This window comes from Streptomyces sp. BV286, from assembly GCF_019090165.1.
Classification (GTDB): Bacteria; Actinomycetota; Actinomycetes; order Streptomycetales; family Streptomycetaceae; genus Streptomyces.
The window spans coordinates 16,201-42,876 of the sequence record NZ_JAHRIB010000148.1; the positions used below are offsets into that span (position 1 = coordinate 16,201).

Below are 26,676 nucleotides of genomic sequence, written 5' to 3' on the forward strand. Positions count from 1 at the left end.
CGGTGACCCAGGTCCTGCCCGCCCCGCCTCTCACCGCCGCCGTGGTGTCGGCTCCCCGCCGTTTCCTTCCCGTGCTGCCCGTGATCGCCCTCGTCGCCATGCTGGCGCTGCCGGTCTCCGGGGACGGCGGCGGCACCGTCGCCGACGCCGTGTCCGGGCTGGTCGTGCTGTGCTGCGCGGTACGTCTCGTACGCGGCCGGCGGCGCCCCCTGTCCCGTACCGCCGCCGTCGTGCTCGGGCTGCCGGTCGTCGGGATCGCGCTCGCGACGGCCGGGGCGGCCTCGCCGGGGGCGGGGGCCGCGGGGCTCGTGCGCTATCTGCAGGTCTTCGTGCTGGTGCCGGCCGCGGTGATGCTGCTGGTCCGCGACCGCCGTGACGCGCGGCTCATCGCCTGGTCCCTGGTCGGGCTGGCGCTGTGGCAGGGCGCGATCGGGGTCCACCAGTACGCGACCGGGACCGGTGCCTCGTACATGGGCGAGGAGATCCGCGCCGTGGGCACCTTCGGGCCGACGGACATCATGGGCATGGCGGCCGTGGTGTCGTTCGGGCTGGTGTGCGCGCTCGGTCTCGCGCTCGGGTCCGGGCCCGCGAGGCAGCGGACCGCGGCGGTGGTGTGCGCGCTGGCGCTGCTGCTGCCGCTCGCGCTGTCGTTCAGCCGCGGGGCGTGGATCGCGACGGCCGTGACGTGCGGGGTGCAGCTCGCGCTCGCCGGGATGCGGCGGGCGGTGAAGGTGTTCGCGGCGGTGACGGCGGCCGCGGTGGTGCTCGTGGGCGGGCTCGGTGTGGGCACCGCGATGCTCCAGGAGCGGATCAGCAGCATCACGCAGGTCGCGGACGCGCCGGACCAGTCGGTGACCGACCGGTACACGATGTGGGCGGCGGCCGTCGACATGTGGCGCGACCAGCCGCTGACCGGGGTGGGACTGAAGGGCTTCCCGGACCATCGTGACGGGCACGCCTCGCTCGCGTTGTCCTCGGGCAGTGACACGGACGGGGCGGGCGCCGGGTTCCACCGTCAGCCGCTCCTGTCCCCGCACAACATGTACCTGCTGGTGCTCAGCGAGCAGGGGCTGCTGGGGCTGCTCGCGCTCGCCGGAAGCTGGCTGGCGCTGCTGGTCTGCGGGCTCCGCGGGCTCTTTCACGCTCGGCGCTCAGGGGCCGGACTCGACTGCGCGCTGGTCGCGTGCGGGCTGCTGATCTGGCAGCTGGTCGACTTCGCGTACGCCGACATCGGGGGCCCCTCGACCGTGCTGACCGCGGTGGTCCTCGGCCTCGCCGCCTGGTGGGCGCTGTCCCCCGAGGGGGCCGGGGAACGATGACGGTGACGCCTTCCCGGGCGGAGGGTGAGGGAACGGCGGCTCGGCCGGGCCGTCGTGGGACGGGGGCCGCGGCCGGGGAACACGGCGGGGCCGCCGGGACCGCGGGCCACGGCGACACGACGACCGGGACGGGGACGGCGTGGCACGCGAGCGGGTCCGCGGGGCTCGCCGGTCGCGGTGGCACTGGGACCAGGGGCGGGATCAGGGGCGGGGACGGGAACGGGGACGGGGACGGAGTGCAACTGCCCGGTGCCCGCGCCGCGTCGGCCGACGGCACACCGGGCGACGCCCCGCTCGCCGAGCCCTGGGCCGAGCCCTCGCCCGAGGTCGCGCCCACCCCCACCGCGCCTTCCGGCACTGCACCTTCCGGCACCGCGGCTTCCGGCACCGCACCTTCCGTCGCCGGACACGCCGCCGACACGCCTGCCGAGGTCGCGCCGCCCACCCGCAAGTTCCTTGCCAAGGCGACGCTCGTCACCGCTGTCCTGTCCATCGCGGGCGCGCTGCTCGGCCTGGGCCGGGACCAGGCGCTCGCGCATCTCTTCGGCGCGGGCACCGAGACGGACGCCTTCCTGGTGGCGTGGACCGTGCCGGAGGTCGCGGCGACGCTGCTGATCGAGGACGGGATGGCCTTCGTGCTGGTCCCGGCGTTCAGCCTGGCCGTGGCCCGGCGGGCCCGCGGGGCCGGCGGGGACCCCGTGCGCGCGCTCATCGCCTCCACGCTGCCGCGCCTCGCGCTGGCCCTGGTGGGGGCTTCCGCGCTGCTGATGGCCGGGGCGCCGTACCTGGTGGCGGGGCTCGCGCCGGGGCTCCCCGACCCCGGGCTCGCCGTCGACTGCACCCGGCTGACGGCGACCTGCGTCCTGAGCTTCGGGCTCGCCGGCTACTGCAGCGCGGCACTGCGCGCCCACCGGCGGTTCCTGGCGCCCGCCGCCATCTACGTCGCCTACAACACCGGCATCATCACGGCGATGTTCGTCCTCGGCGGCCGCTGGGGCGTGCGGTCGGCCGCCGCCGGCGTCGCGGTGGGCGGCTGTCTGATGGTGGCGGCGCAGACGCCCGCCCTCGCACGGCAGCTCTTCGGGCGCCGCCGGACGGCCACGGTCGAGGACGGCACCGGGCAGGCCCCGGAAGCCGTCGGCACCACCGCGCAGACCCCGGGGCCACGCGGCGTCACCGCGACAGCCTCGGGGCGACTCGACGTCACAGTGGCAGTCGCGGCGTCCGCGGCGGCCTCCGGGCAGGTCGGCGGCGCCCCGGACGCACCAGGGCCGCTGCCCACCGCGGTGAAGGCCTCCGGACCGCTCGGCGCCCCCGCCGAACGCCCGGTGCCGAAGCGGCCCGGCGAACGGGCGGCGGGACGCGCGGCGCGGCGGGCGGCGAAGCGGTCCGCCCGGCGTGCGGCGAAGCAGTCCGTGACGCACACCGTGGAGCTCGCCCTCATCACCCCGGTCCTGCTGTTCGCGCTCTGCCGTCAGTCACAGGTCCTCATCGAGCGCTACCTCGCCTCGAACCTCCCCTCCGGGGCCATCTCGCACCTGAACTACGCGCAGAAGGTGGCCCAGATCCCCATGACCCTCTCGCTGATGCTGTGCACCGTCACCTTCCCGGTGCTGGCGCAGGCGCTCGCCGAGGGCGACACCGAGCGGGCCCGCACCCGCGTGGAGCGCGACGCCGCGGTCGCCGCGTGCATGGTGCTGCTGGGCGCGGCGGCCGTCTTCGCCTGCGCGCCGCAGATCATCCAACTCCTCTTCCAGCGCGGCGCCTTCACCGCCCAGGACACCGCGGCGACGGCCACCGTCATGCGGGTGTACTCGGTCGGGCTGCTCGGCCACACGCTGGTGGGCGCGCTCGTCCGGACGTACTTCTCGGCCGGCCGGCCCACCTGGTACCCGCTGGCGGCGATGACCGCGGGCATCGTCGCCACCTCGTGGATCGGTGCCGCGACCGTCGGCACCTGGGGTGTGTGCGGGATCGCCGCCGCCAACGCGATCGGCATCACCGTCACGGCGGCACTGCTGCTGTCCGGCATGAACGAGCGGCGCAGCGTGCGGATCCGGACCCGCCGGGTCGTCCACGAACTCACCAAGCCGGTCCGCGCGGCCGTCTGCGCGGCCGTGGCGGGTGCCCTCGTCGCGAGCCGCTTCGACCCGCCCGAACTCGCCCTGCTCACCGGGGGTGCGACCGTCACCGTCGTCTACGTCCTGCTGCTGAGGCTGCTCGACGTCCAGGCCGTCGCACCCGCCTTCCGTACCGCCCTCCGTTCCGTCACCCGAAGGCTGCCGCATGCCCGTTTCCGCTGACACGACCGACCCCACCCGCACCGGCCCACGCCCGGCCGGTCCTCTCTGGGTGGCGATGTACCACTCGGTGGGCGACTGCTCGGACGATCCGTACCGCATCACGGTCTCGCCCGACCGACTCGACCGGCAGCTCGGCTGGCTGCACCGCCGGGGCCTGCGCGGGGTGAGCATGGCGGACCTTCTCGCGGCCCGCGCCCGGGGCGAGGGGCGAGGCCTCGTGGGGCTCACCTTCGACGACGGCTACGAGGACTTCACCGACAACGCCCTCCCGGTGCTGCGGCGCCGGGGCTTCGGCGCCACCGTGTTCGTCCTGCCGGGCAGGCTGGGCGGTACGAACGAATGGGACCCGCTCGGTCCCCGCAAGCCGCTCCTCACCGCCGACGGCATCCGCCGGCTCGCGGACACCGAGGGCATCGAGGTCGCCTCGCACGGCCTCACCCACGTCGACCTCACCCTGGCCGACGACGCACTGCTTGGCGCGGAGGTCGGGGGCAGCCGCGCCCTGCTCACCGAGCTGACGGGCCGTGAGGTGCGGGGCCTGTGCTATCCGTACGGGACCGTCGACCAGCGGGTCGCCGACGCCGTACGGGCCGCCGGGTACGACTACGCGTGCGCCATCGACCCCGGCCCGCTCACCGGCACGTTCGCGCTCCCGCGCGTCCACATCGGTGAGAACGACACCTCCTGGCGGCTGCTGCTGAAGTACCGCCTCAACCGGCTGCGCCGACGCCCCACGCCGTCGGCCGACGCGGCGGAGGCGTCCCGGTGAAGGCCCTGCACGTGATCACCGGGCTCGGTGTCGGCGGGGCCGAGCAGCAACTGCGCCTGCTGGTGCGGAACCTGCCGGTCGCATGCGACGTGGTGACCCTCACCAACCCGGGCGCGGTCGCCGAGGGCCTCACCGCGGACGGCGTGCGCGTCGTCCACCTCGGCATGGAGGGCAACCGCGACCTGTCGGCGCTCCCCCGCCTCGTCCGCCTGATCCGCGGCGGCCGGTACGACCTCGTCCACACCCATCTCTACCGGGCCTGCGTGTACGGCAGGATCGCCGCGCGCCTCGCCGGGGTGAAGGCCGTGGTGGCCACCGAGCACTCGCTCGGCGACTCGCAGATGGAGGGCCGCCGGCTCACCGCGGGCGTCCGGGCGCTCTATCTGGCCAGTGAGCGCCTCGGCCGCTCGACGGTCGCGGTCTCGCCGACGGTCGCGGAACGGCTGCGCCGCTGGGGCGTGCCCGGACCGCGCATCGAGGTCGTGCCGAACGGCATCGACGTGGCCCGCTTCCGCTTCGACCCCGAGCAGCGCGAGAGCACCCGCCGGCGGCTGGGGCTGCCGCAGGGTGCGTACGTCGTCGGGGGTGTCGGACGGCTGACGGCCGGCAAGCGCTTCGAGGTGCTCGTCCGGGCGCTGGCCGAACTCCCGGACGACGTCTGGCTGTTGCTGGTCGGCGGGGGCCCGCAGGAGAACGTGCTGCGGCGCGCGGCGCAGCACATGGGGGTCGCCGACCGGGTGCTGTTCACGGGCGAACGCCCGAACGGCCCCACGGGATCCGGCGACGGGCCCGCCGGGCTGGATCTGCCGTCGCTGACAGGAGCCATGGACGTCCTCGCCTCGCCCTGCGCGGAGGAGGCCTTCGGGCTCGCCGTCGTGGAGGCCCTGGCGGCGGGCCTGCCGGTGCTCTACGTCTCCTGCCCGGCCGTCGACGACCTGCCCCCGGACGCGGCGCCGTTCGCACGGCGGGTGCAGGGCGGCGCCGACTCGTTCGTACGGGCTCTGCGGCAGGTCCGTGCGGCGGGTCCCGGGCCGCGCTCCGCGCCGGACGCCGCCCACCACTACAGCATCGCCCGCAGTGCCGACCGGCTCATGGACATCTACACGGCCGCAACCCTGGGAGTGACTTCCTCATGACCGACAACCCCAACCGTTCGACCGGGCGGCCGGGAACGGCACTGGCCCGTGCCAGGACGCTGCCCCCGTGGTCCCTGCTCGCCGCGGGAGCCCTCCTCGGCGGCACGCTCGGCGGCGCGTACGGCGTCCTGAAGACACCGCAGTACAGCGCCACGAGCTACGTCATCGCCGTCCCCACGAAGCAGTCCGACCCGGCGGCGGCGCTCGGCTTCGCGCAGGCCTACGGGCGCGTCGCGACGCAGCTCGCGGTGCTCGGGGACGCGCAGGTGTGGGCGGGCGTTCCGGTGTCGACCCTGCGCGAGAGCGTGCAGACCGCGACCTCGCCGGACGCCCCGATGGTCGCCGTGACCGCCACGTCCGCCCGCCCCGACCTCGCCGCGGACATCGCCAACGCCGTGTCGCGCTCGCTGACCCGGCACGCGAACGACTCCGAGGACAGCACCCATGTGGAGCTGCTGCAGTTCTCCCGGGCGATGAGGCCCACCGAGGCGTCCTCGGCGTCGGCGACGGTGACCGGCCTGGTCGGCGCGAGCGCCGGCGGACTGCTCGGCGGGCTCGCGCTGCTGGTCCGGCCGCGCCGCGCCCCGGACCCCTCGCCCACGGCCTCGGTGCCGGGCCCCGCCACCGCCGCCGACGTCCACGGGCAGCTGTGAGCGCCGCCGCCTGGCGGACGGAACTGTGCACGGACGAAGAGGAGTTCGGCCGGATCGCCGAGGAGTGGGGGCTGCTGTACCGGCGGTGCGGCGCGGCGACGCCGTTCCAGAGCCATGCCTGGCTGCACTCGTGGTGGCTCTCGTACGGCACCCCCGGCCGGCTCCGCCTGGTGCTCGTCCGCGACGGCGGTGACCTGGTGGCCGCCGCCCCGCTGATGCTCGTACGGCAGCCGTGGCCGGCCCTCGTGCCGCTGGGCGGGTCGATCTCCGACTTCGGGGACGTGCTGATCGAGGACGGCGAACGCGGTGACCGCGCGGCGGCCGCCCTCGCCGACGGGCTGGCCGCGGCCGCCCGCACCGCGCTGATCGACTTCCGCGAGGTGCGGCCCGGCGGCGCGGTGGAGCGGGTGTACGCGAGCTGGCGCGGGCCCCGGCGGCAGGTGCGGGACTCCCTGTGTCTGGAGCTGCCCGCCGTGCCGATGGACGACCTGATCGGACGACTCACGACGGCCAAGGCGCAGCAACGGGCCCGCGCCAAACTGCGCAAGCTGACCTCGCTGGGCATCGAACGCCGTGCCGTACGCCCCGACGAGGTGGCCGGGGCGCTGCGCCGGCTGCTGGAGCTGCACCGCCTCCAGTGGCAGGGCCGCAAGGTGACCTCGGAGCATCTGCAGGAGCGGTTCGCCGAGCACCTGGTCCGCTCGGTGGGGCCGATGGTCCGTGCCGGGGACGCGGTGGTGACCGAGTTCCGGGTGGACGACACCGTGCTGGCCGTCGATCTGACGCTCCTGTCACGGCAGTTGGCGGGCGGCTACCTGTACGGGGCGCATCCTCAGTTGCGGGAGCGCAAGGCGGACGTGGCGACGATGCTGCTGCACGCCTGCGCCCAGCACACCGAGGCGGGCGGGCGCCGGGTCCTGAGCCTGCTGCGCGGCAACGAGCCCTACAAGCACCACTGGCGCCCCCAGCCGGTCGTCAACCAGCGTTTCCTGCTGGCCCGGCGGCGGACGGCACCGCTGATGTCCGCGGCCGTCTGTGACGTCGCCGCCCGCAGCCGGGGCAAGAAGCTGCTCGACCGGTTCCACAGCTGGAGGGAACGCGGTGGCGGCAGGCCGTGACCGACCTGCCGCCGTCTCGCGGTCAGCGGTTGCGCGACCACCAGTCGAACCGCAGGCAGAGCTTCCCGCCGAGCCAGTACTCGACCCAGTCACCGAGCTCGATCGGCGAGCAGTTCGGCGGCTGTACGGGTGTCGGCTTCGGCACCGGGGCCGGCTCCGTCGGCTTGGGTGCCGGCTCGGTGGGCTTGGGTGTCGGGTCGGTCGGCTTGGGCACCGGGGTCGGATCGGTGCGGCCGAAGAGCACGGACCGGTAGATCTCGGAGGCCCTCGGGTTGTCCTCGCACTGCCACACGCCGTGCGGGCAGTAGTCGGTGAGTGTGTTGTAGAGCGGCTTGTGCTCGTCCAGCCATGCGAGCATGCGCTTCATGTACGTCGCGTTGTCGCCGTTGCGGAACAGCCCCCATTCCGGATAGGAAATCGGCTTTCCGTGCGACTTCGCGAAGTCGATGTGCGCCTGGAGTCCATAGGGCTCGGACACCGCTTCGTCGAATGACTGTCCACGCGGCTGGTCGTACGAATCCATGCCGATGATGTCGACCGTGTCGTCACCCGGATAGCACTGGGTCCAGGGAATGGCGTCCCGGCCGCGGTTCGGTGTGAAGTCGAACCGGAATTTCTGTCCCGGCACCGCCCGCATGGCGGTGACGATCCTGTTCCAGTATGTCTTCCAGGCCTCCGGGTCCGGCCCGCAGCGATGGGTGTACGTGATGCCGTTCATTTCCCAGCCGAGCACGATGACGGTGTCGGGCACCCGCAGTTCGACGAGCCGCTCGGCCAGCTTGCGGAAGTGGTGGTCGAACTCCCCGGCCGCGCCGCGCCGCAGCAGGCTGCGGACCTCCCGGTCGGAGACGCCCTCCTCGTTGCGCTCCATCATGGGGACGTTGAGGACGAACAGCCGGTCGGCCTGCTGCCGCCGCCAGTCCGCCCAGACGTCGAGGAACCCGGGCAGGCCCTCGATGTTGCTCCAGCGGTCGCCCGGCAGATACGTGTGCGCGACGCGCAGCTCGGTCCCGCCCAGCCAGTTGCTCAGCTGGGCGATCCGGGCCACTCCGCGCGGCCCGTAGTCCAGGTAGGCGCCGAAGGCCGGCCTCTCGGGCTCCTTCGGCGGCGCGGGCTGCGGGGTCGTCTGTCCGGGAGCGGCGGGCACGGCCGACTGCCCCGGCAGCCCGGGCCGGTCCTGAGCCGGGTTGCGGACCGGGCTCTGGAGCTGGGGTCGTACCGGCGCCATCGGTGCCACGACACCTGTCGGCGGCGGGACCGGCGGGTCCTGTGCCCTCGCGCCCGCGGCGTACCCCGTCCCGGGCGCGAGGGCGGCCGAGGCGATGAGTCCGGCGGTGAGTGAGGCGGCGACGCATGCCAGCCGTCTGGTTCGGTTCCGTTGCAGTGGGGCCATGTCCGCTCCTCGCGCTTCATTTCCACCGTCCACTGACACTCAGTCACATAAATGTGAATTGCGCCAACCGAGGCCGAGCGCCGGAGAAATGCCCCATCACCCGCACGGGTGAGAAATCCGAAGAGACCTCAAGGAAATATGCCCATGCCGCCCTTCGACATCCGCGTTCCCGCCGTACTTCTGCGGATCGACCGGAATCCCTTTCACCACGGCACGCTCGGAGCCGTACGTTCCCTCGGCCGGGCCGGAATCGACGTGCACCTGGTCGCCGACTCCGCCGGAAGTCCGGTGCGCGGATCCCGATTCGTGTGCCGGATGCATCCGCCGCCCGCCGCCGACGCCACGGCCGCCGACATCGCCCTGGTGTTGCGCCGAGTGGCCGCGCGGGTGGCCCGTCCCGCCGTGCTGATCCCAATGGATGACGCGAGCGCCGTCGCGGTGGACCGGATGCGGGACCGACTCGCGCCCCGCTATCTGCTGCCCCCCGCTCCCCGAGGCCTCCCGGAGCGGGTCGCGGACAAGGCCGAACTGGCCGCCGTGTGCGCGTCCGCGGGCGTCCCGCACCCACCGACGCTGGTGGTGGACGGTCCCGCGCAGGCGGCCGCGGCTGCCCGGCGGCTCGGGCTGCCGGTGGTGGCGAAGTGGAGCCGCCCCTGGCTGCTGCCCGCCGGTTCGGGCCTGCGCAGCACGGCGGTGCTGCGCTCCGCGCAGGAGGCGCAGGCCCTGTGCCGGCGGGCCGAGGAGGCGGGCAGCAGGCTGCTGCTCCAGGCGTTCCTGCCGCCGGGGCCGGACCGGGACTGGTTCTTCCACGGGTACGTGGACCGGTCCGGGACGGTGTGCGGCGGCGGGCCGGGCCGCAAGCAGCGTGCCTGGCCACGCGCCGCGGGCCTGACCGCCGTCGGCCGCTGGACGCCGAACCCGGCCGTGCAGTCCCTGGCCGAACGGCTGACCTCGGCGCTCGGCTACCGCGGCATCTTCGACCTGGACTTCCGCCGCGACGGCTCGACCGGCGCGTACCACCTGCTCGACTTCAATCCGCGGCCCGGCGCGCAGTTCCGGCTGTTCGCCGACGGCGCGGGGCTCGACGTGGTGCGGGCCCTGCACCTGGACCTGACCCACCGTCCGCGGCCGGCACCCGTCCCGCTGCCGGGCCGGACCTTCGTGGTGGAGAACTACGCGCCGCTCACGGCCGCCTTCCGGGGCGGGGCCGAGCGGGCCTGGCACGCCCGGGACGACCTCGCGCCCGGCGCCGCCCTGTGGGCGCTGTGGTCCCGCCACGCGGCCCGGCGCCTGCTGGACCGCGTCCGCGGGGCGGCCTCCGCACCGGCGTACGGCACGCGTGTCGTACGGCAGACGACACGCCACGACACGAACCCCCTGTCCGACGACGAGAAAGCGAACAGCCGCTGATGTACGACCTGCTGGTGGTGGGGGCCGGCCCCTACGGCCTGTCCATCGCCTCCCACGCCGCCGCGGCCGGCCTGAGCCTGCGCGTGTTCGGCCGGCCCATGGCGTCCTGGCGGGACCACATGCCCCGCGGCATGTTCCTCAAGTCCGAGCCATGGGCGTCGGACCTCTCGGACCCGGAGGGCCGCCTGCGCCTGGCCGCCTACTGCGCGGAGCAGGGCACGCAGGCGCGGCACGGTGAGCCCATTCCGGTCGACGTGTTCGCCTCGTACGGACTGTGGTTCGCGCAGCATGCGGTCCCGGAGGTGGACGAGCGCACGATCACGCTGGTCCGGCCCTGCCTGGGCGGCTTCGAGGCGGTCACCGCGGACGGCGCGACCGTCCGCGCGAGGACGGTCGCGCTGGCGGTCGGTGTCCTGCCCTTCACCGAAGTACCCGTTGCCTTCCGGGAGTTGGGACCCGAGTACGTCTCCCACAGCAGCGACCACGGTGACCTGGACCGCTTCCTCGGCAAGGACGTCACCGTCGTCGGCGGCGGCCAGGCAGCCCTGGAGACGGCGGCCCTGCTCGCCGAACAGGGCACCCGCGTGAGGGTCGTGGTCCGGTCCCCCGGGCTCGCCTGGAACGACGTGCCGCCTCCCTGGGAGCGCCCCTGGTGGCAATCGGCCCGCGCCCCGCACACCGGGCTGGGCTGCGGCTGGCGCAACTGGCTCTACGCGGAACGCCCCGGGGCCTTCCGCCGTCTCCCGGAACCCACCCGCGCCCGGATCGCCGCCACCGCCCTGGGCCCCGCGGGCGCCTGGTGGATCCGCGACCGGGTCGAGCGGTCCGTCGACCTGCTGCTGGGCCACGAGGTCGCGGCGGCGTACGCGTCCCGGGGCGGCGTGCGCCTCGAAATGCTGGGCAGTGCGGGTCAGTTGACGTCCCTCGACACCGAACACGTCATCGCCGCCACGGGGTTCAGGGCGACCCGGGAGCGCCTGGGACTGCTGACGGAGGACGTACGCGAGGGTCTGGCCGCGTCACCCGACGGATCCCCTCACGTGGGGCGGGAGTTCGAGTCGTCCTGGCCGGGCCTCTTCATGGCGGGCCTGGTCACGGCAGCCGGTTTCGGCCCGGCCATGCGTTTCGTGCACGGCGCCTCGTTCACGGCCCGGACCCTCGTACGAGGAGTGCGGCGCCGGCTCCGTACGGGGCCTGCCCGGCTGCCCGTGCCCGGCGCGCGGGAGCGGCGCGGGGTGCTGGGGGCGGCGGGTCGCTGACGGCGCGGGTGCCGGGCGCGTGGCGTCCGGCACCCGGCGCGTCACCACCGACGGGACGCGGCCCGGCCTCGTCGGTACAGGACCGCTCCGCCGAGCAGCAGGCCCGCACCGGCGGCCGAAGCCGCGAGCAGCCCCTCGCTGCCGGTGCGCGGCAGTTCCGGCCTGGTCCCCGGCCCCGGAGGGGTCGTGGACGGAGGCGTCGTCACGGGCGGACCGGTGACGGGCGGACCCGTGGTGGGCGGGACCGTCGTCGGGGGCACCGTGGTGGGGGGCACCGTCGGCGGTGTGGTGGTCGGCGGCTTCGTGGGCGGCGTGGTCGGGGGCTTGGTCGGCGGAGTGTCGTCGTCGCCGTAGCCCTTCGGCCCGCCATCGTCGCCGTACCCCTTCGGCCCACCGTCGTCGCCACCGCCGTAGCCGTGGCCACCGCCGTGGCCATGTCCGTCGCCACCGCCGTGGCCATGTCCGGGACCACCGCCGTGGCCGTGGCCATTGCCGTTGCCGCCGTGGTGCCCGCACTTGTTGCCGAACGACGGGTTCAGCAGGGCGACCGCGTCGGCGGTGTTCCCGCACGCGTTCACCGGCACGTCCACCGGCACCTCGGCGTTGTTGCCCGAGCCGACGCCGGGCGACCCGTGGGTGGCGCCGTGCGTGGAGGAGCCGCCACCGTGGCGCCCCGGCCCACCGTGGTGACCGGATCCGTGGTGACCCGAGCCGCCACCGTGGTCCGAGCCGTATCCACGGTCCGAGCCGTACCCGTGGCCCGAGCCACCGCCGTGGCCCGAGCCGTACCCGTGGTCCGATCCGTGTCCTTGGTCCGAGCCGTGGCTGGCCGGGGCTGCGTGGCGGGGCGCGTCAGGCTTCCTGTGCTTGCCCGAAGGGGTGGCGCAGGAGTTGCCGAACGACGGGTTGAGGCCGGCTGCCACGTTCGCGGAGTTGCCGCACGCGTTCACCGGGACGCTCACCGGTGCCTGCACGTTGTTGCCGGACAGCACGCCGGGCGAGTCCGCTGCGACCCCGTTCGCGTTCGTGTCGGCGAACGCCTGGGAGCCGTACAGGGACAAGATGCTCGTCGCGGCAGCGGCCGCGACCATTCCCTTGCTCAGGGTCTGTCGCAATCTCGTTGTCTTCTCTGCTCGTAGAAGTGGGAAAGCCGGCCTTGGCACCGGAAGGCGGTCCAAGGCCGGCGTGACGCAGCCGGTCGGCTGGTGCGTTACGACGTCAGTCGTTGACGCACTCGTTGCCGAACGCCGGGTTCAGCAGGCCGATCACGTTGATCGAGTTGCCGCACACGTTGACGGGGATGTGGACGGGAACCTGGATCACGTTGCCGGAGAGGACACCGGGCGAGCCCACGGCCGCACCCTCGGCCTCGGCGTCGGCGAAGGCCGGGGCGGCCATGCCCATGGCCATGATCGCGCCGGCGATGACGACGGCACTCTTCTTGTGCTTCACGTACTTCCCTTTCTCTGCGGTCATGCCCTGTGACGGTCGAAACCGGACGAGCCCACCCTGAACGGCTCGCACCATGACCTGCGGGCTGTAGAACGAGGAGAAGGCGGTCGAAGAAACTACAGAAAGTGCGGCTCTCCGTTAATTCACCCGAACGCCCGGCGCGCAATCGACGGCCCCGGACACCCCCGGCGCGATATGGAAAGAAGAAACAGCAGAGAAGCAAAGCAGAAAATAGTGTCAAACAGCCCGGGTCACCCCGCCGCGCACGGCGGCGGGGTGACCCGGGCGTTCTTTGCGACGGTCGGTCAGCTGCCGCTGGCGCCGTTGCCCGAGAGCACCGGGATGTTGTCCAGGATGTGCGAGATCGGCTCGTCGCCCTTGGCCTGCGTGGAGTTCTCGGCGCACTGCTGGTTCTGCGGGGCCGACAGGACCGGCACGTCCTGCAGAACGGTGACCGGCACCAGGATGCCCACGAGCGAAGCGGCGTTGACCTTGGCAGGCAGGCCGACACAGAGCTTGTTGAGCGAGCCCTGCACGAGCTGACCCTGGGGGCTCATGTCGCCGTGGGTCTTGGCATTGCCGTACACCTGCTCGGCGTGGTTGCCGTTGGCGGTGGTGACGCCCTCGTCGTTGCCGATGGCAAGCGCCTGGGGGGCTGCCGCCGCCGAGACGCCGACGACAGAAGCGGCGACCGCCGCCGTGGCCATTGCCTTCTTGAGCATTTATCCGGTTCCTTTCCTGGCAGACACGCGTGTTCCTGCTCCCGCATCAACCACAGGCGCCACGATTGGTTTCGAGATGTCACCCGGTTGGCCCGTTCGGCGATCCGCGATTAACGGAAACCCTCGCGCGCATGTGTCGTACAAACGGGATCCTCAAATGGGCCATCGGAGTGAATCGGAGCAACTATGCGGGCCGGGCGCAGTTGTCCAGGTCGCTCCGGTGGACGGGGTTACTCCAGAAGGGACCAGCAAGTGATCAAGAAGGTTATGGCTGCCGCGGCGGTCGCCGCTTCCGTCGCCGGTGTTTCGGCTGCCGCCGCGCCCCAGGCGATGGCGATCGGCAACGACGGTGGCGTCACCACCGCCAATGGCAACCACGCCGCGCAGATCTACGGCAACCAGGCGACGTACGGCAACATGAGCCCGCAGATGGCGCTCATCCAGGGCTCGCTGAACAAGCCCTGCATCGGCCTGCCGGCCAAGGCCAACCTGGCCTCGCTCGTCGGCCTGGTGCCCGTCACGGTCGCCCAGGACGTGCCGATCCTGTCGGCCCCGCAGAACCAGCAGTGCACCGAGAACTCCACGCAGGCCAAGGGCGACGAGCCCCTCTCGCACATCCTCAGCAACATCCCGGTGCTCTCGGGCAACGGTGCCAGCGGCAGCTGATCTGCCGTACCACCCAGCGGGCCGCCGGCCTTCCCGGCGGCCCGCTGCCCCTGTCACGTCGACGGCGGCGCGTCAGCTCCGGTCCCGAGGAAAGCCTGTGGGCCAATCGGGGCAAACCCCGCAACCGCACCGTCCACCGCTCTGTTGATGAATATGCGGCTCCGTTGGGGGCCACTCTCCGAAAGGGAACGAACATGAAGAAGCTGATGGCGACCGCGGCCATTGCCGCCTCTGTCGCCGGTCTGTCGGCCGCCGCCGCGCCCCAGGCGCTGGCCATCGGCAACGACGACGGCGTCACCACCGCCAACGGCAACGGCTCCGTCCAGAAGTACGGCAACCAGGCCACGCACGGCAAGATGAGCCCCCAGCTCTCCCTCGTGCAGGGCTCGCTGAACAAGCCGTGTGTGGGCCTGCCGGTCAAGGCCAACCTGGCCTCGCTCGTCGGCGTCGTGCCGGTCACCGTCCTGCAGGACGTGCCGATCCTGTCGGCCCCGCAGAACCAGCAGTGCACCGAGAACTCCACGCAGGCCAAGGGCGACGAGCCCCTGTCGCACATCCTGGACAACATCCCGGTGCTCTCGGGCAACGGCGCCAGCAACAGCTGATCGTTCACCGTCTCCGCGGACAGCGGGTCACCCCTCGTGGGTGGCCCGCTGTTCCCGTGTCCGCGCCGAATCCGCGTACAGCTCCCGGATGTCCCGCTCGTACGCCGCGGTCACCGCGTGGCGCTTGACCTTCAGGGACGGGGTGAGCATGCCGTTGTCCTCGGTGAACTCACCCTCCACCAGGGCGAACTCGCGGATCGACTCGGCGCGGGACACGGCCTGGTTCGCGTAGTCCACGACCTTCTGGACGTCGGCGCGCATCCGCGGGTCGTGGACGAGGTCGGACAGCGGGGTGTCGGCCGGCATCCCGCGGACGTACAGCCAGTGGGTGAGGTCCTCCCGGTCCAGGGTGATCAGGGCGGCGATGTAGGGGCGGTTGTCGCCGACGACGACGCACTGGCCGACCGGGGGCCTGCTGCGCAGGCGGTCCTCCAGGACGGACGGGGAGACGTTCTTGCCGCCCGAGGTGACGAGGATGTCCTTCTTCCGGCCGGTGATGGTGAGGTAGCCGTCCTCGTCGAGGGAGCCCAGGTCGCCGGTCGCGAACCACTCGTCGGTCAGGACGGCGTCCGTGGCGGCCGGGTCGTTCCAGTACGCGCCGAAGACGATGCCGCCCTTGATGAGCACCTCGCCGTCGTCGGCGATACGGACGGCGGTGCCCGGCACGGGGAGGCCGACCGTGCCGGGGCGGGGCCGCAGGGGCGGGACGATCGTCGCGGCCGCGGTGGTCTCGGTGAGGCCGTAGCCCTCGTAGACGATGATTCCGGCGGCGTAGAAGAAGAGGCTGAGGTCGCGGTCGAGCGGGGAGCCGCCGCTGATGGCGTAGCGGGTGCGGCCGCCGATCTCCTTGCGTATGCGGCGGTAGACCAGCAGGTCGTACAGGGCCCAGGCGGCGAGGAGACCGGGGCCGGGGCCCTTGCCGCGGTCCAGGAACCTGTCGAGGTGGCGCTCCGCGAAGCGGACACCGACGCGGTGGGCACGGTCGAAGGAGGCGCCGCGGCCCATCCGCTCGGCGGTGGCGCGGCCGGTGCCGTGGATCTTCTCGAAGAGGTAGGGCACGCCGACCAGGAAGGTCGGCCGGAACTCCCTGAGCGCCGGGCGGAGTTCGTCGGGCTTGATGCTCGGGAAGTGGCCCAGTTCGATACGGGCCATCAGACAGGAGATCTGGAGGGTGCGGCCCAGGATGTGGGCGAGGGGCAGGAAGAGGAGGGTCGAGGCGAGCTGGCCGGTGACCTCCTTGAAGATGGGGTGGAGGAGCTCGACGGTGTTCGCGGCCTCGGCGTGCAGGTTGGCGTGGGTGACGACGCAGCCCTTGGGCTTGCCGGTGGTGCCGGAGGTGTAGCAGATCGTCGCGACGGTGTCGGGGGTCAGGGCGCCGCGGCGCTCGGTGACCTCCTCGTCTGCGATGTCGCGCCCCAGGGCGGTCAGTTCGGGGACGGCCCCGCCGTCGAGCTGCCAGATGCGGGGGCGTTCGGAGTGGCCGGCTGTGCCCTTCGTGACCGCCGCCGCGTTCTCCGCGGTCTCCACCACGACGAAACGGGCGGCGGAGTCGCGGACGATCCACTCGATCTGGTCTGGCGAGGACGTGGGATAGACGGGGACGGACAGTCCGCCCGCTGCCCAGATCGCGAAGTCGAGCAGCGTCCACTCGTAGCGGGTGCGGGACATGACCGCGACGCGGCCGCCCGGTTCGAGGCCCGCCGCGATCAGTCCCTTGGCGACAGCGGTGACTTCGCGGGCGAAGGCGGCGGCGGTCACCGGCTGCCAGGCGCCGCGCTCACGGCGGCGGACGACCACGGCGTCGGGGGCCTCGGCCGCGTTGGTGAAGGGCAGGTCGGCGGTGCTGCCCGTGGTGGGCCTCGGTGCGAGGGCGGGCATACGTGCCTCGCGGACCACTCCTCGGTCGTCCCTGGTGACCTCGACCTGGGCGCGGTCGGCCAGGTCGGTGCGTTTCTTCGCCTGTTTGAGGTCCTTGCGCATGCCCATGAAGGCTCCCGGTGGCGGCTCGCGTTGAGGGTGACGCCTACTTACTTCAGAGTCAACTTACTCATGCGTAGGGGAATTTCAACAGGCTCGGGGAATTTGGCCCCGCCGCCGTTCGGCCCACCTGTGGCGTTGGTCGCGCCGTTCCCCGCGGGCCTGTTGGGTGGGGGCGGCTGGAGTTGGCTGTCGTGTGCGGGTGCGTGGGGGCTGGTCGCGCAGTTCCCCGCGCCCCTATCAGGGGCGCCCCGGGCGGGGTCGGCTGTTCTGTGCGGGTGCGTGGGGGTTGAGCGCGCCGTTCCCCGCGCCCCTGACGGGCGGGCCTGGGGGGCCGGGGTCAGTTGGTGATCGTTGTTGCCTGGTTGATGGATTCGGCCAGTTGGCGGGTTGTCCTGGAGTCTGTGGTGGTGGCCAGCCTGTCCGCGCGTCGGGCCAGGTCGCGTAGGGGCGGTGTGCCGGGCAGGGCGTTCGGCCGGCCGTCGACGGAGCGCAGCACGTCGGCGAAGTACGCGGCGACGACCGTGGCCTGGAGGCCGCTCCGCGCGGTCCCCGTGCTCCACAGGGGCCGGTCGAGCGACTCGGCCTCGACCTGGCCCGTCTCCTCGTACGGGACACGGGTCCTCGGGTCGAGCCACCGCACGGTCGCCGTGGCGACATGCCCGGTCGCGCCGGGCTTGGTGCGCACCGCGTACAGAGCCGTCACGGTGTGGCCGGGCCCCACCTCGCCGCCGTCCACGCGGTCGTCGCGGAAGTCCTCGTCGGCGACCTGACGGTTGTCGTAGCCGATGAGCCGGAACTGCTCGACGGTCCGCGGGTCGAAGGCGACCTGCGCCTTGGCGTCCCGGGCCGTGAGGTCGATGTTCCGGGGAAGCTCGTCGCAGAAGACCGTACGGGCCTCCTCCGTGCTCGACACGTACGTGGTGTGGCCGTCGCCCTTGTCTGCGAGGCGCTCCATGAGGGCGTCGCCGTAGTCGCTGCCCACGCCGACCCCGAAGAGGGTGATGCCGTGCTTGCGGCGGGCGTCCGCGATGCGGTCGAGGATGGCGTCGGCGTCCGTCTCGCCGTCGTTGGCGAGGGCGTCGGAGAGCAGGACGACCCGGTTGGTGGCGCCCTCGCGCAGGCCGTCCACCGCCGTGCGGTAACCCGTGCTGACGCCCGCGCCGAGGTTCGTCGACAGGGTGGGCTCCAGGGTGTCGATCGCGTCGTGGACGCGGTCGCGGCGGTCGCCCAGGCGGGTCATCGGCAGGATGGTCTCCGCCTCGTCACTGAAGGTGACGAGCGCGACCGCGTCGTCGTCGCGCAGCCGGTCCGTCATCACGCCCAGGGAGTCCTTGACCAGGTCGAGCCGGCCCGGTTCGGCCATGGAACCGGAGACGTCGATGACGAAGGTGAGGGCGGCGGGCGGGCGTTCGCCGCTGTCCTGGGGCTCACGGGTGGCGAGGCCGACCCTGACGAGCCGCCAGTCCTGGCTGTTCTCGCCGAAGGTGTCGTACGCGTCGTCGTTGTTGTACGGGTCGTCGTTGTACGGGTTGTCCTTGTACGGGTCGTCTTCGTACGCGTTCTCTTCGTACGCGTTGCCTTCGTACGCGTTGCCTTCGTACGGGTCGTCCGTGTCTTCCCTGGGTTTCGGGTTGTTCGGGTCGTACACGGGGTCCCGGGTGGTGTTCGGGCGGGCGCCGTCCATCGTGACCGTGAAGCCGTTGCCCTCGGGGCGCTCGTAGTTCTGGCGGAGGCTGTTGATGAACTCCTCGGGGCGGATCGTCGACGGGGCGGGCCGCCGGCCGTCCTCCAGGGTGCGGCGCGCGTAGCCGTACGAGGCTGTGTCGACGTCCAGGGCGAAGGTGGAGAGGTAGTCCGCCGGGGGCGCGCTCTCGCGGAACTCGCCCTTCTCGCCCTCGTCGCCGCCCGCGGTCGGCAGGGCGGGGGCCGGGGCCGGGAAGCCGTCCTTCTCGCGCGCCTCGGTGCCTCCGTGGTCCCGCGAACTGTCGTTGTTCCCGCCGCTGCACGCGGTGAGCAGGAGTCCGGCGGTGACGCTCACGGCCACGAGCGCGCCGCGTGCGCGCCGCCGCCGTCCCCGGGTGTGCGGCCGCTGTTCCTGGTGCCGTTCGGTGCGCCTCATGTGCGTCCCCTCGGTGCCCTCTGTGAGCCGTCGTATGTGACTGTGACGGCGGAGGCGGCCGGAAGGAGCGGCCCAAGGTGTTGCGGATGAATCTCGATGCGGCCACGGTGGGCGGCCCTCGAGACCGGTGGGTGATCCTCCGGAGACCTGAAGGTGTCCGGAGGATCCACACCGGTGGTGCCGGGCCTGCCCGGGACGGGGTCTAGGACACGATGTCCTTGCGGGCGAAACCGCGGAAGGCCAGGGCGAACAGCACCACCGCGTACGTCAGGGAGACCGCCGTGCCCTGGATCATCCCGCCCCACTCGGGGCGGGGCTGAACGGCGTCGGCCCAGGCGAACTGCCAGTGCGCGGGCAGGAAGTGGCGCCAGTCGCCGAGGGCGGTGACCGCGTCCAGCACGTTCCCCACGATGGTCAGGCCGACCGCGCCTCCCACCGCGCCCAGCGGCGCGTCGGTCTTCGTCGACAGCCAGAACGCGAGGCCCGCGGTGACCAGTTGGGACGCGAAGATGAACGCGATCACGACCACCAGACGCTGCGCCGCGGTGCCCGCGGACAGGGCGCCGCCGGTGGGGATCTCCAGCGGGCCCCAGCCGTACGCGACCGAGCCCACCACCAGAGCGACGACCGGCAGCAGCACCATCGCGGCGAGGCTGAGGCCGAGCGCGACCACGAGCTTCGACCACAGGAGCCGGGCCCTCGGCACCGGGGCGGCGAGGAGGTAGCGCAGGGACGACCAGCTCGCCTCCGAGGCGATGGTGTCGCCGCAGAACAGCGCCACGGGGATGACCAGCAGGAAGCCCGCGGAGACGAAGAGGTTCGTCGCGGCGAAGTTGGCGCCCGACGCCGTGGCCGTGTCCATGAGGGTGACCCGGCCCTCGCGCCCGTCCGGCTGGCCGCCGATGGCGAACGCCACGGCCAGGACGAAGGGCAGGGCGGCGAGGACCGCCCCCATGACCAGCGTTCGGCGCCGCTTCAACTGGCGCATCAGCTCGACCCGCAGCGGCAGTGTCCGCCCGGCCCGGTAGCCGTCCGCCACTTCGGCACGCTCGACAAGTGTGCTCACGCGGAGCCTCCGATCAGGGTCAGGAACGCGTCCTCCAGGCGACGATGGGGACCGAGGGAGGCCACCGGCACTTCGAGCCGGACCAGCTCGACGAGCAGCCGGGCGGCTGCCGCGGAGCCGTCGGTGACCGCTGCGGGGTCCGCCTCGTCCACCGGGCCGGACACGGGCGCGGTCGCGGTCGCGGTCGCGGTGAGCACACCGACGGCGGCCCGTCCGCCGGACCCGTCGGGGCCGTCGCCCACACCCGTCTCGGCGCGCGTGCCCTCGGCGGCAGCGGCGGCGGGGCCGTCGGAGCCGGCCGCCGCGGCATCCCGCGCCGTCAGCCGTATCAGCAGTCCGTCGTCCGTCCGCACCGCCGACTCGACGCCGGGCAGTGCCGCCACCTTCTCCACCAGCGGGTCCGCGATGTCGGCCGCGAGGCCCACGAGGAGGGTGTCGCCGGAGCCGACGATCTCGCTGACCGGGCCCGCCTGGACCAGCCGGCCCCGGTCCATGACGACCAGGTGCGTACAGGTCTGCTCGACCTCGGCGAGGAGGTGGCTGGACACGATGACCGTGCGGCCCGCCTCCGCGTAACGGATCATGACCTCGCGCATCTCACGGATCTGTGGCGGGTCGAGGCCGTTCGTCGGCTCGTCGAGGATCAGCAGGTCCGGGAGGCCGAGCATGGCCTGGGCGATGGCGAGGCGCTGCCGCATGCCCTGGGAGTACGTGCGGACCGCGCGGGACAGCGCGTCACCCAGGCCCGCGATCTCCAGTGCCTCGTCCAGGTGGGCGTCCTCGGAGGGACGCCCGGTGGCCTGCCAGTACAGCTCCAGGTTCTCGCGGCCGGAGAGGTGCGGGAGGAAGCCCGCGCCCTCCACGAACGCGCCGACCCGGGACAGGACGGGGGCGCCAGGCCTGATCGCGTGCCCGAAGACGCGGATCTCGCCGGCGTCGGGCTTGATGAGGCCCATGAGCATGCGCAGCGTGGTGGTCTTGCCCGCGCCGTTCGGCCCGAGCAGGCCGAGCACCTGGCCCTTCTCCACCCGGAACGACAGGTCCCGTACCGCGTACCGGTCCGCCGACTTCGCGTACCGCTTGCTCAGGTCCGTGATCTGGAGGGGGACTTCGGCGAGCGCCTCATCGGGCGGGACCGCGGTGGTCCGGCGGCGGCCCGTCACCAGCAGGGCCAGGGCGAGCAGCGCGCCGGAGAGCGGCAGCCACCACACCCAGGCGGGCAGGGACGCGGCCCCGGTCGTCACACCGGGCGCGGTCGGCACGGCGAGGTCGCTCTTCAGGGAGACCGTGTACTCGGCCGGTGCCGTCGGCGACGCGTAGCCGAGGTCGGTCGAGGCGAGGACCAGACGCAGCCGGTGGCCCTCCTGCACCTCGTGGTCGATGGCGGGCAGGGTGAGCCGGACGTCCTTGCCGCTCTCGCCGGTCGCGATCCGGACCGGGGTGACCAGCTGGGACGGCAGGACCTGCTGCCTGCCGCCGGGACCGACGTCGTACACCTTGGCGAAGAGCACGGCCTCGCCGGTCGTCGACTTCACGTTCACCGTGACGGTGGGCGAGCCGGTGATCCGCAGGTCCCCGGTCACGGCCTTCGACTCGAACCGCGCGAACTGGCCGGGGAAGTCGAGCGACACGCCGACGCCGAGCGAGGACAGCTGGGAGAGGCCGCCGGAACTGCCGAGCCCGGGGAGGGCCGAGACGCCGGGCGGGCTGGCGCCCGCGGGGTTGGAGAACTCCTGCTCACGCCCGCTCAGCGCCACCCGCCGGTCGCCGCTCGACAGCCCGGGGTAGGTGTCCCCGCTCGCGCCCCTCAACTGGGCGGCGCCGTCGGTCGAGTCGATGCCTCCGGTGCGCGTGACCCGGAACGCGGGTCCCGTGTCGGCGTTCTTGTCGTCCTTCAGGTAGCGGTCGAACCAGGAGGCCACGCGCGCCTGTACGCGGTCCGTCTCCATGTCGCCGCCGTCGTGCCCGCCGGCGATCCAGTCGACGTCCACCGGGGCGCCGTTGGCCCTGACGGCCTTGGCGATCGCGTCGGCCTGGCCGAGCGGGAAGAGGGAGTCGGTCTGGCCCTGCATGATGAGTGTGGGCACCTTGATGCGGTCGCCGACGGCGGAGGGGCTGCGCTCCTCCAGCAGCTTCACGGCCTCGGCATCCGGCTTCCCGGACTCGGCGACCCGCTCGTACATCTCGCACAGCTGCTTCTCGAACGTGTCGCACCCACCGCCGGAGTTGATGAACATCCCGGCCCAGAGCTTCTTGAAGACGCCGTTCGGGAACAGCGCGTCCGCGAGGTTCCAGTACGTGATCGACGGGGCGACGGCGTCCACCCGCTGGTCGTGACCGGCCGCGAGCAGCGAGACCGCGCCGCCGTACGAGGCGCCGGTGACGCCGACCCGGGGGTCTCCGCTCTTGTCGAGCTCGACCTCGGGGCGCTCGGCGAGCCAGTCGATCAGGCGGGAGACGTCGGCGACCTCGCCCTTCGGGTCGTTCAGCCCGATCTTGCCCGTGGACCTGCCGAAGCTGCGCGACGACCACGTCAGTACCGCGTACCCGTCGCGGGCGAGGTCCTCCGCCTGGGCCCGTACGTCCTTCTTGCTGCCGCCGAAGCCGTGCGTCAGCAGGACGGCCGGCCGTCGGCCCGAAGGTCCGGCGGTGAAGTACGACGTGTCGATTCTCACCCCGTCGGCCGTGGGGAGAACCCGGTCGGTGCGGTGCACCGCGGGTGCCTCGTCGGAGGCGGCCGCGGTCCACGTCCCGGCGCCGGCGAGCACCACGACGACGGCCGCGGCGGCGATCCACCGTCGCGGCCCTCGTCGTAGTGCGGGCATTCGAAGATCCATGCCCCAACGGTACGGGCCGCCACGGACAACCGGTGCAGCCGTCCGGCGGATCCCGGGGGCATCCCAGAGGACTACGGGTACCCTGCCGCGTACCGCGGGCGCGGTACGCGGCAGGAGAGTTCGGGCGCCTCCACCGGTGCCCTGTGCGGGCCCGTCGTGGCGCGCCCCTCGGTTCCCCTGGTGCCTCTCCGCGCGCCCGCCGGGGCGCGGACGTCGGGAAGAGCGTCGGGCCGCCCGGGATCCGGACGGCCCGACGCCACGCGAGGGTGCTCAGTGGTTGCGCGGGAACCCGAGGTCCACGCCCGCCGGGGCGTCGGCGGGGTCCGGCCAGCGGGTCGTGACGACCTTGCCGCGGGTGTAGAAGTGCGTGCCGTCGTTGCCGTAGATGTGGTGGTCCCCGAAGAGGGAGTCCTTCCAGCCACCGAAGGAGTGGTAGCCCACCGGGACGGGGATCGGCACGTTCACGCCGACCATGCCCGCCTCGATCTCCAGTTGGAAGCGGCGGGCGGCGCCGCCGTCCCGGGTGAAGATCGCGGTGCCGTTGCCGAAGGGCGAGGCGTTGATGAGGGCCACCCCCTCGTCGTACGTGTCGACGCGCAGCACGCACAGCACCGGACCGAAGATCTCGTCCTTGTACGCGTCCGAGTCCGTCGGCACGCGGTCGAGCAGCGAGAGCCCGATCCAGTGGCCGTCCTCGAAGCCCTCGACGGTGTGACCGGTGCCGTCGAGGACGACCTCGGAGCCCTGGGCGGCCGCGCCCGTCACGTACGAGGCGACCTTGTCGCGGTGGGCCGCGGTGATCAGCGGGCCCATCTCGGATGCCGGGTCGTTGCCCGGACCGATCTTGATCTTCTCGGCGCGCTCGCGGATCTTCTCGACCAGCTCGTCACCGATCGCACCGACCGCGACGACGGCCGAGATGGCCATGCAGCGCTCGCCGGCCGAGCCGTAGGCCGCGGAGACGGCCGCGTCCGCCGCCGCGTCCAGGTCGGCGTCCGGGAGGACCAGCATGTGGTTCTTGGCGCCGCCGAGGGCCTGCACGCGCTTGCCGTTGGCGGAGGCGGTGGTGTGGATGTGGCGGGCGATCGGGGTCGAGCCGACGAAGGACACCGCCTTGACGTCCGGGTGCTCCAGGAGGCGGTCGACGGCCACCTTGTCGCCGTTGACGACGTTGAGGACGCCGTCCGGCAGGCCTGCCTCCGCGAGGAGCTCGGCGAGCCTGAGGGCGGCCGACGGGTCCTTCTCGCTCGGCTTGAGCACGAACGTGTTGCCGCACGCGACGGCCAGCGGGAACATCCACATCGGCACCATCGCCGGGAAGTTGAACGGCGTGATGCCGGCGACGACACCGAGGGGCTGGCGGATCGAGGCCACGTCGACCCGGGAGGCCACCTCGGTCGACAGCTCGCCCTTCAGCTGCACGGTGAGCCCGCACGCCAGGTCGACGATCTCCAGGCCGCGCGCGACCTCGCCGAGCGCGTCCGAGTGGACCTTGCCGTGCTCGGCGGTGATCAGCTCGGCGATCTCGTCGCGGTGGGCGTCGAGCAGCGCGCGGAACTTGAAGAGGATCGTGGACCGCTTGGCGAGCGAGGAGGTGCCCCAGGTCGCGTAGGCGTCCTTCGCGGCGGCGACCGCGGCGTCGACCTCCTCGGCGCTCGCCAGGGCGACCTTCGTGGTCACGGCGCCGGTCGCGGGGTCGGTGACCGGCCCGTACGAACCCGACGCGCCTTCGACGGTCTTGCCGCCGATCCAGTGGTTGACGATCTTCGTCATGACCAAGAACTCCTTCACAGATGGCGGCGTCGGGTGGAGACGTGCCGTTCGTACAGCTCACGTGCCTTGACCGCCGACGACCGGGTCGCGGTCTCGGCCACAGGAACATCCCACCAGGCCTGGGCCGGGGGCGCGCCCGACACTCTGTCTGCCGTTTCGGTCTCCACGTAGACACATGTGGGAGTGTCGGCGGCCCGTGCCTCGGCGAGGGCGGCCCGCAGGTCGCGGACGGTCTTCGCGCGCAGCACCCGCATGCCGAGGCTGGCGGCGTTGGCGGCCAGGTCGACGGGCAGCGGCCGCCCCGTGTACGCGCCGTCCTCGGAGCGGTGGCGGTAGGCGGTGGCGAACCGCTCGCCGCCGACCGTCTCGGAGAGGCCGCCGATGGACGCGTACCCGTGGTTCTGCAGGATCACGACCTTGATCGCGATGCCCTCCTGCACGGCGGTGACGATCTCCGTCGGCATCATCAGGTACGTACCGTCACCGACCAGCGCCCACACGGGGCGCTCGGGCGCGGCGAGCCGTACGCCGATCGCGGCCGGGATCTCGTACCCCATGCAGGAGTAGCCGTACTCGACGTGGTACTGGTCCCGGGACCGGGTGCGCCAGAGTTTATGCAGGTCGCCGGGGAGTGAGCCGGCGGCGTTGATGAGGATGTCGTCCCCGGTGACGATCTCGTCGAGCAGGCCGAGGACCTGGGGCTGGGTGGGCCGTATGTCCAGGTCCTCCGCCTCGTAGGTGGCGTCGACGCGGTACTCCCAGCGCTCCTTGTCGTCGGTGTACTCGGTGACGTACGCGGGTTCGGCGCGGTGGCCGCGCGAGGCGAGGGCCTCCGTGAGGGCCTCCAGGGCCGTGCGGGCGTCCGCGACCAGCGGCTGCCCGGAGAGCTTGTGGCCGTCGAAGGACGCGATGTTGACGTTCAGGAAGCGGACGCCCTGGGCGGCGAAGAGGGTGCCGGAGGCGGTGGTGAAGTCGGTGTAGCGGGTGCCGACGCCGATCACCAGGTCGGCGGTGCGGGCCAGTTCGCAGGCGGTCGCCGTGCCGGTGTGACCGATGCCGCCGACGTCCGCCGGGTGGTCCCAGTTCAGCGACCCCTTGCCGGCCTGCGTGGAGGCGACCGGGATACGGGTGAGGTCGGCGAACCTCCTGAGCGCGTCCTCGGCCTCGCTGTGGTGGACGCCGCCGCCCGCGACGACCAGGGGGCGCCGGGCCTCCCGTACGGCCCGTACGGCGGCGGCCAGTTCCGCCGGGTCGGCGGCCGGGCGGCGCACGGCCCAGACGCGCTCGGCGAAGAACTCCTCGGGCCAGTCGAAGGCCTCCGTCTGCACGTCCTGCGGCAGCGCGAGGGTGACGGCGCCCGTCTCGACCGGGTCGGTCAGCACACGCATCGCCTGGAGGGCGGCCGGGATCAGCGCCTCGGGGCGGGTGATCCGGTCGAAGTACCTCGACACCGGGCGCAGACAGTCGTTGACCGACACGTCGCCCGCGTACGGGACTTCGAGCTGCTGGAGGACCGGGTCGGCGGGGCGGGTCGCGAAGACGTCGCCGGGCAGGAGCAGCACCGGCAGGCGGTTGACGGTGGCGAGGGCGGCTCCGGTGACCAGGTTGGTGGCGCCGGGGCCGATGGAGGTCGTGACGGCCTGCACGGAGAGGCGGTTGCACTGGCGTGCGTAGCCGACCGCCGCGTGCACCATGGACTGCTCGTTGCGGCCCTGGAGGAACGGCATGCCCGAGGTTCCGGAAGGCCCTCCCCCGGGAGGTGTTCCCCCGGAGCCGGAGGACACCGTGCCGTACTCGAGGAGTGCCTGGCCGATCCCGGCGACGTTGCCGTGCCCGAAGATGCCCCAGGTGGCGTCGACCAGGCGGCGCCTCACTCCGTCGCGTTCCGAGTACTGGGCGGTGAGGAACCGCACCAGTGCCTGCGCGACCGTCAGCCTTGTCGTCGTTGACGTCGGCTCTGTCATCGGTAGCCCTCTGCGCTCTCTACGTGTCCGGGGTGGAAGCAGATCCGCCACGACATACGTCTACGCGGGCCCGAACGTCTCTACGGCCCGCCCGCCGATCGGCCGGGCCGCCCTGCCGCGGCCGGCCCCGAC

At 72.8% G+C, this 26,676-nt stretch carries 20 protein-coding genes; 10 read left to right on the forward strand and 10 right to left on the reverse strand.

Annotated elements, in window-relative coordinates; translation table 11 throughout:
- Positions 1–2: 2 nt before the first annotated feature.
- From KUF83_RS23920 to KUF83_RS23945, 6 genes are all read left to right on the forward strand, one after another.
- Positions 3–1,319, forward strand: a complete 1,317-nt coding sequence (locus KUF83_RS23920; RefSeq protein ID WP_374106148.1) for an O-antigen ligase family protein — start codon at positions 3–5, stop codon at positions 1,317–1,319.
- A 242-nt stretch (positions 1,320–1,561) separates the two neighbouring features.
- The gene (locus KUF83_RS23925; RefSeq protein ID WP_374106149.1) at positions 1,562–3,622 is read left to right on the forward strand and encodes a lipid II flippase MurJ; all 2,061 of its coding nucleotides are present in this window, start codon (positions 1,562–1,564) and stop codon (positions 3,620–3,622) included.
- Positions 3,606–4,391 carry a polysaccharide deacetylase family protein gene (locus KUF83_RS23930; RefSeq protein WP_254644292.1) on the forward strand — a complete coding sequence of 262 codons (786 nt, stop codon included), beginning with the start codon at positions 3,606–3,608 and terminating at the stop codon, positions 4,389–4,391. The genes KUF83_RS23925 and KUF83_RS23930 overlap by 17 nt, the downstream gene beginning before the upstream one ends.
- Positions 4,388–5,527 carry a glycosyltransferase gene (locus KUF83_RS23935; protein ID WP_217456872.1) on the forward strand — a complete coding sequence of 380 codons (1,140 nt, stop codon included), beginning with the start codon at positions 4,388–4,390 and terminating at the stop codon, positions 5,525–5,527. Before KUF83_RS23930 ends, KUF83_RS23935 begins: the two co-directional genes overlap by 4 nt.
- Complete coding sequence (locus KUF83_RS23940) at positions 5,524–6,180, forward strand: lipopolysaccharide biosynthesis protein (protein WP_217456874.1); 657 nt, start codon at positions 5,524–5,526, stop codon at positions 6,178–6,180. Before KUF83_RS23935 ends, KUF83_RS23940 begins: the two co-directional genes overlap by 4 nt.
- Positions 6,177–7,298, forward strand: a complete 1,122-nt coding sequence (locus tag KUF83_RS23945) for a GNAT family N-acetyltransferase (protein WP_217456876.1) — start codon at positions 6,177–6,179, stop codon at positions 7,296–7,298. Before KUF83_RS23940 ends, KUF83_RS23945 begins: the two co-directional genes overlap by 4 nt.
- A gap of 22 nt (positions 7,299–7,320) precedes the next feature.
- Here KUF83_RS23945 and KUF83_RS23950 read toward each other — a convergent pair whose 3' ends face one another.
- A complete protein-coding gene (locus KUF83_RS23950) occupies positions 7,321–8,691 on the reverse strand; it encodes a glycoside hydrolase family 26 protein (RefSeq protein WP_217456878.1) in 1,371 nt (456 codons plus the stop codon).
- Between the two features lie 144 nt (positions 8,692–8,835).
- Between KUF83_RS23950 and KUF83_RS23955 the strand changes: the two genes are divergently transcribed.
- Both KUF83_RS23955 and KUF83_RS23960 read left to right on the forward strand, forming a co-directional pair.
- Complete coding sequence (locus tag KUF83_RS23955; protein ID WP_217456880.1) at positions 8,836–10,101, forward strand: ATP-grasp domain-containing protein; 1,266 nt, start codon at positions 8,836–8,838, stop codon at positions 10,099–10,101.
- On the forward strand, positions 10,101–11,360 hold the full coding sequence (locus tag KUF83_RS23960; RefSeq protein WP_217456883.1) for an FAD-dependent oxidoreductase: 1,260 nt from the start codon (positions 10,101–10,103) through the stop codon (positions 11,358–11,360). The genes KUF83_RS23955 and KUF83_RS23960 overlap by 1 nt, the downstream gene beginning before the upstream one ends.
- Positions 11,361–11,401: 41 nt before the next feature.
- Here KUF83_RS23960 and KUF83_RS23965 read toward each other — a convergent pair whose 3' ends face one another.
- The 3 genes from KUF83_RS23965 to KUF83_RS23975 all read right to left on the reverse strand — a co-directional run bounded on the left by KUF83_RS23965 (position 11,402) and on the right by KUF83_RS23975 (position 13,534).
- Positions 11,402–12,475 carry a chaplin gene (locus KUF83_RS23965; RefSeq protein ID WP_254644293.1) on the reverse strand — a complete coding sequence of 358 codons (1,074 nt, stop codon included), beginning with the start codon at positions 12,473–12,475 and terminating at the stop codon, positions 11,402–11,404.
- A 103-nt stretch (positions 12,476–12,578) separates the two neighbouring features.
- Positions 12,579–12,836, reverse strand: coding sequence for a chaplin (locus KUF83_RS23970; RefSeq protein ID WP_217456885.1), 258 nt, complete (start codon positions 12,834–12,836; stop codon positions 12,579–12,581).
- 281 nt (positions 12,837–13,117) lie between these two features.
- Entirely contained in the window at positions 13,118–13,534 is a 417-nt protein-coding gene (locus KUF83_RS23975; RefSeq protein WP_217456887.1) for a rodlin, read from the reverse strand.
- Positions 13,535–13,786: 252 nt separating this feature from the next.
- Between KUF83_RS23975 and KUF83_RS23980 the strand changes: the two genes are divergently transcribed.
- Both KUF83_RS23980 and KUF83_RS23985 read left to right on the forward strand, forming a co-directional pair.
- Entirely contained in the window at positions 13,787–14,200 is a 414-nt protein-coding gene (locus KUF83_RS23980) for a rodlin (RefSeq protein WP_217456889.1), read from the forward strand.
- A gap of 194 nt (positions 14,201–14,394) precedes the next feature.
- Positions 14,395–14,805, forward strand: coding sequence for a rodlin (locus tag KUF83_RS23985; RefSeq protein WP_217456891.1), 411 nt, complete (start codon positions 14,395–14,397; stop codon positions 14,803–14,805).
- Positions 14,806–14,832: 27 nt separating this feature from the next.
- On the opposite strand, the gene KUF83_RS23990 is transcribed toward KUF83_RS23985, so the two are convergent.
- The 6 genes from KUF83_RS23990 to iolD form a co-directional block, all read right to left on the reverse strand.
- A complete protein-coding gene (locus tag KUF83_RS23990; protein WP_217456893.1) occupies positions 14,833–16,791 on the reverse strand; it encodes a long-chain fatty acid--CoA ligase in 1,959 nt (652 codons plus the stop codon).
- A gap of 331 nt (positions 16,792–17,122) precedes the next feature.
- Positions 17,123–18,904, reverse strand: a complete 1,782-nt coding sequence (locus KUF83_RS23995; protein WP_217456894.1) for a VWA domain-containing protein — start codon at positions 18,902–18,904, stop codon at positions 17,123–17,125.
- A gap of 202 nt (positions 18,905–19,106) precedes the next feature.
- The gene (locus KUF83_RS24000) at positions 19,107–19,970 is read right to left on the reverse strand and encodes an ABC transporter permease (RefSeq protein ID WP_217456895.1); all 864 of its coding nucleotides are present in this window, start codon (positions 19,968–19,970) and stop codon (positions 19,107–19,109) included.
- The gene (locus KUF83_RS24005; protein ID WP_217456896.1) at positions 19,967–22,807 is read right to left on the reverse strand and encodes an alpha/beta fold hydrolase; all 2,841 of its coding nucleotides are present in this window, start codon (positions 22,805–22,807) and stop codon (positions 19,967–19,969) included. The genes KUF83_RS24000 and KUF83_RS24005 overlap by 4 nt, the downstream gene beginning before the upstream one ends.
- Positions 22,808–23,077: 270 nt before the next feature.
- The gene (gene mmsA / locus KUF83_RS24010; protein ID WP_217456897.1) at positions 23,078–24,580 is read right to left on the reverse strand and encodes a CoA-acylating methylmalonate-semialdehyde dehydrogenase; all 1,503 of its coding nucleotides are present in this window, start codon (positions 24,578–24,580) and stop codon (positions 23,078–23,080) included.
- A gap of 14 nt (positions 24,581–24,594) precedes the next feature.
- A complete protein-coding gene (gene iolD, locus KUF83_RS24015) occupies positions 24,595–26,544 on the reverse strand; it encodes a 3D-(3,5/4)-trihydroxycyclohexane-1,2-dione acylhydrolase (decyclizing) (RefSeq protein ID WP_217456898.1) in 1,950 nt (649 codons plus the stop codon).
- Between the last annotated feature and the right edge of the window lie 132 nt (positions 26,545–26,676).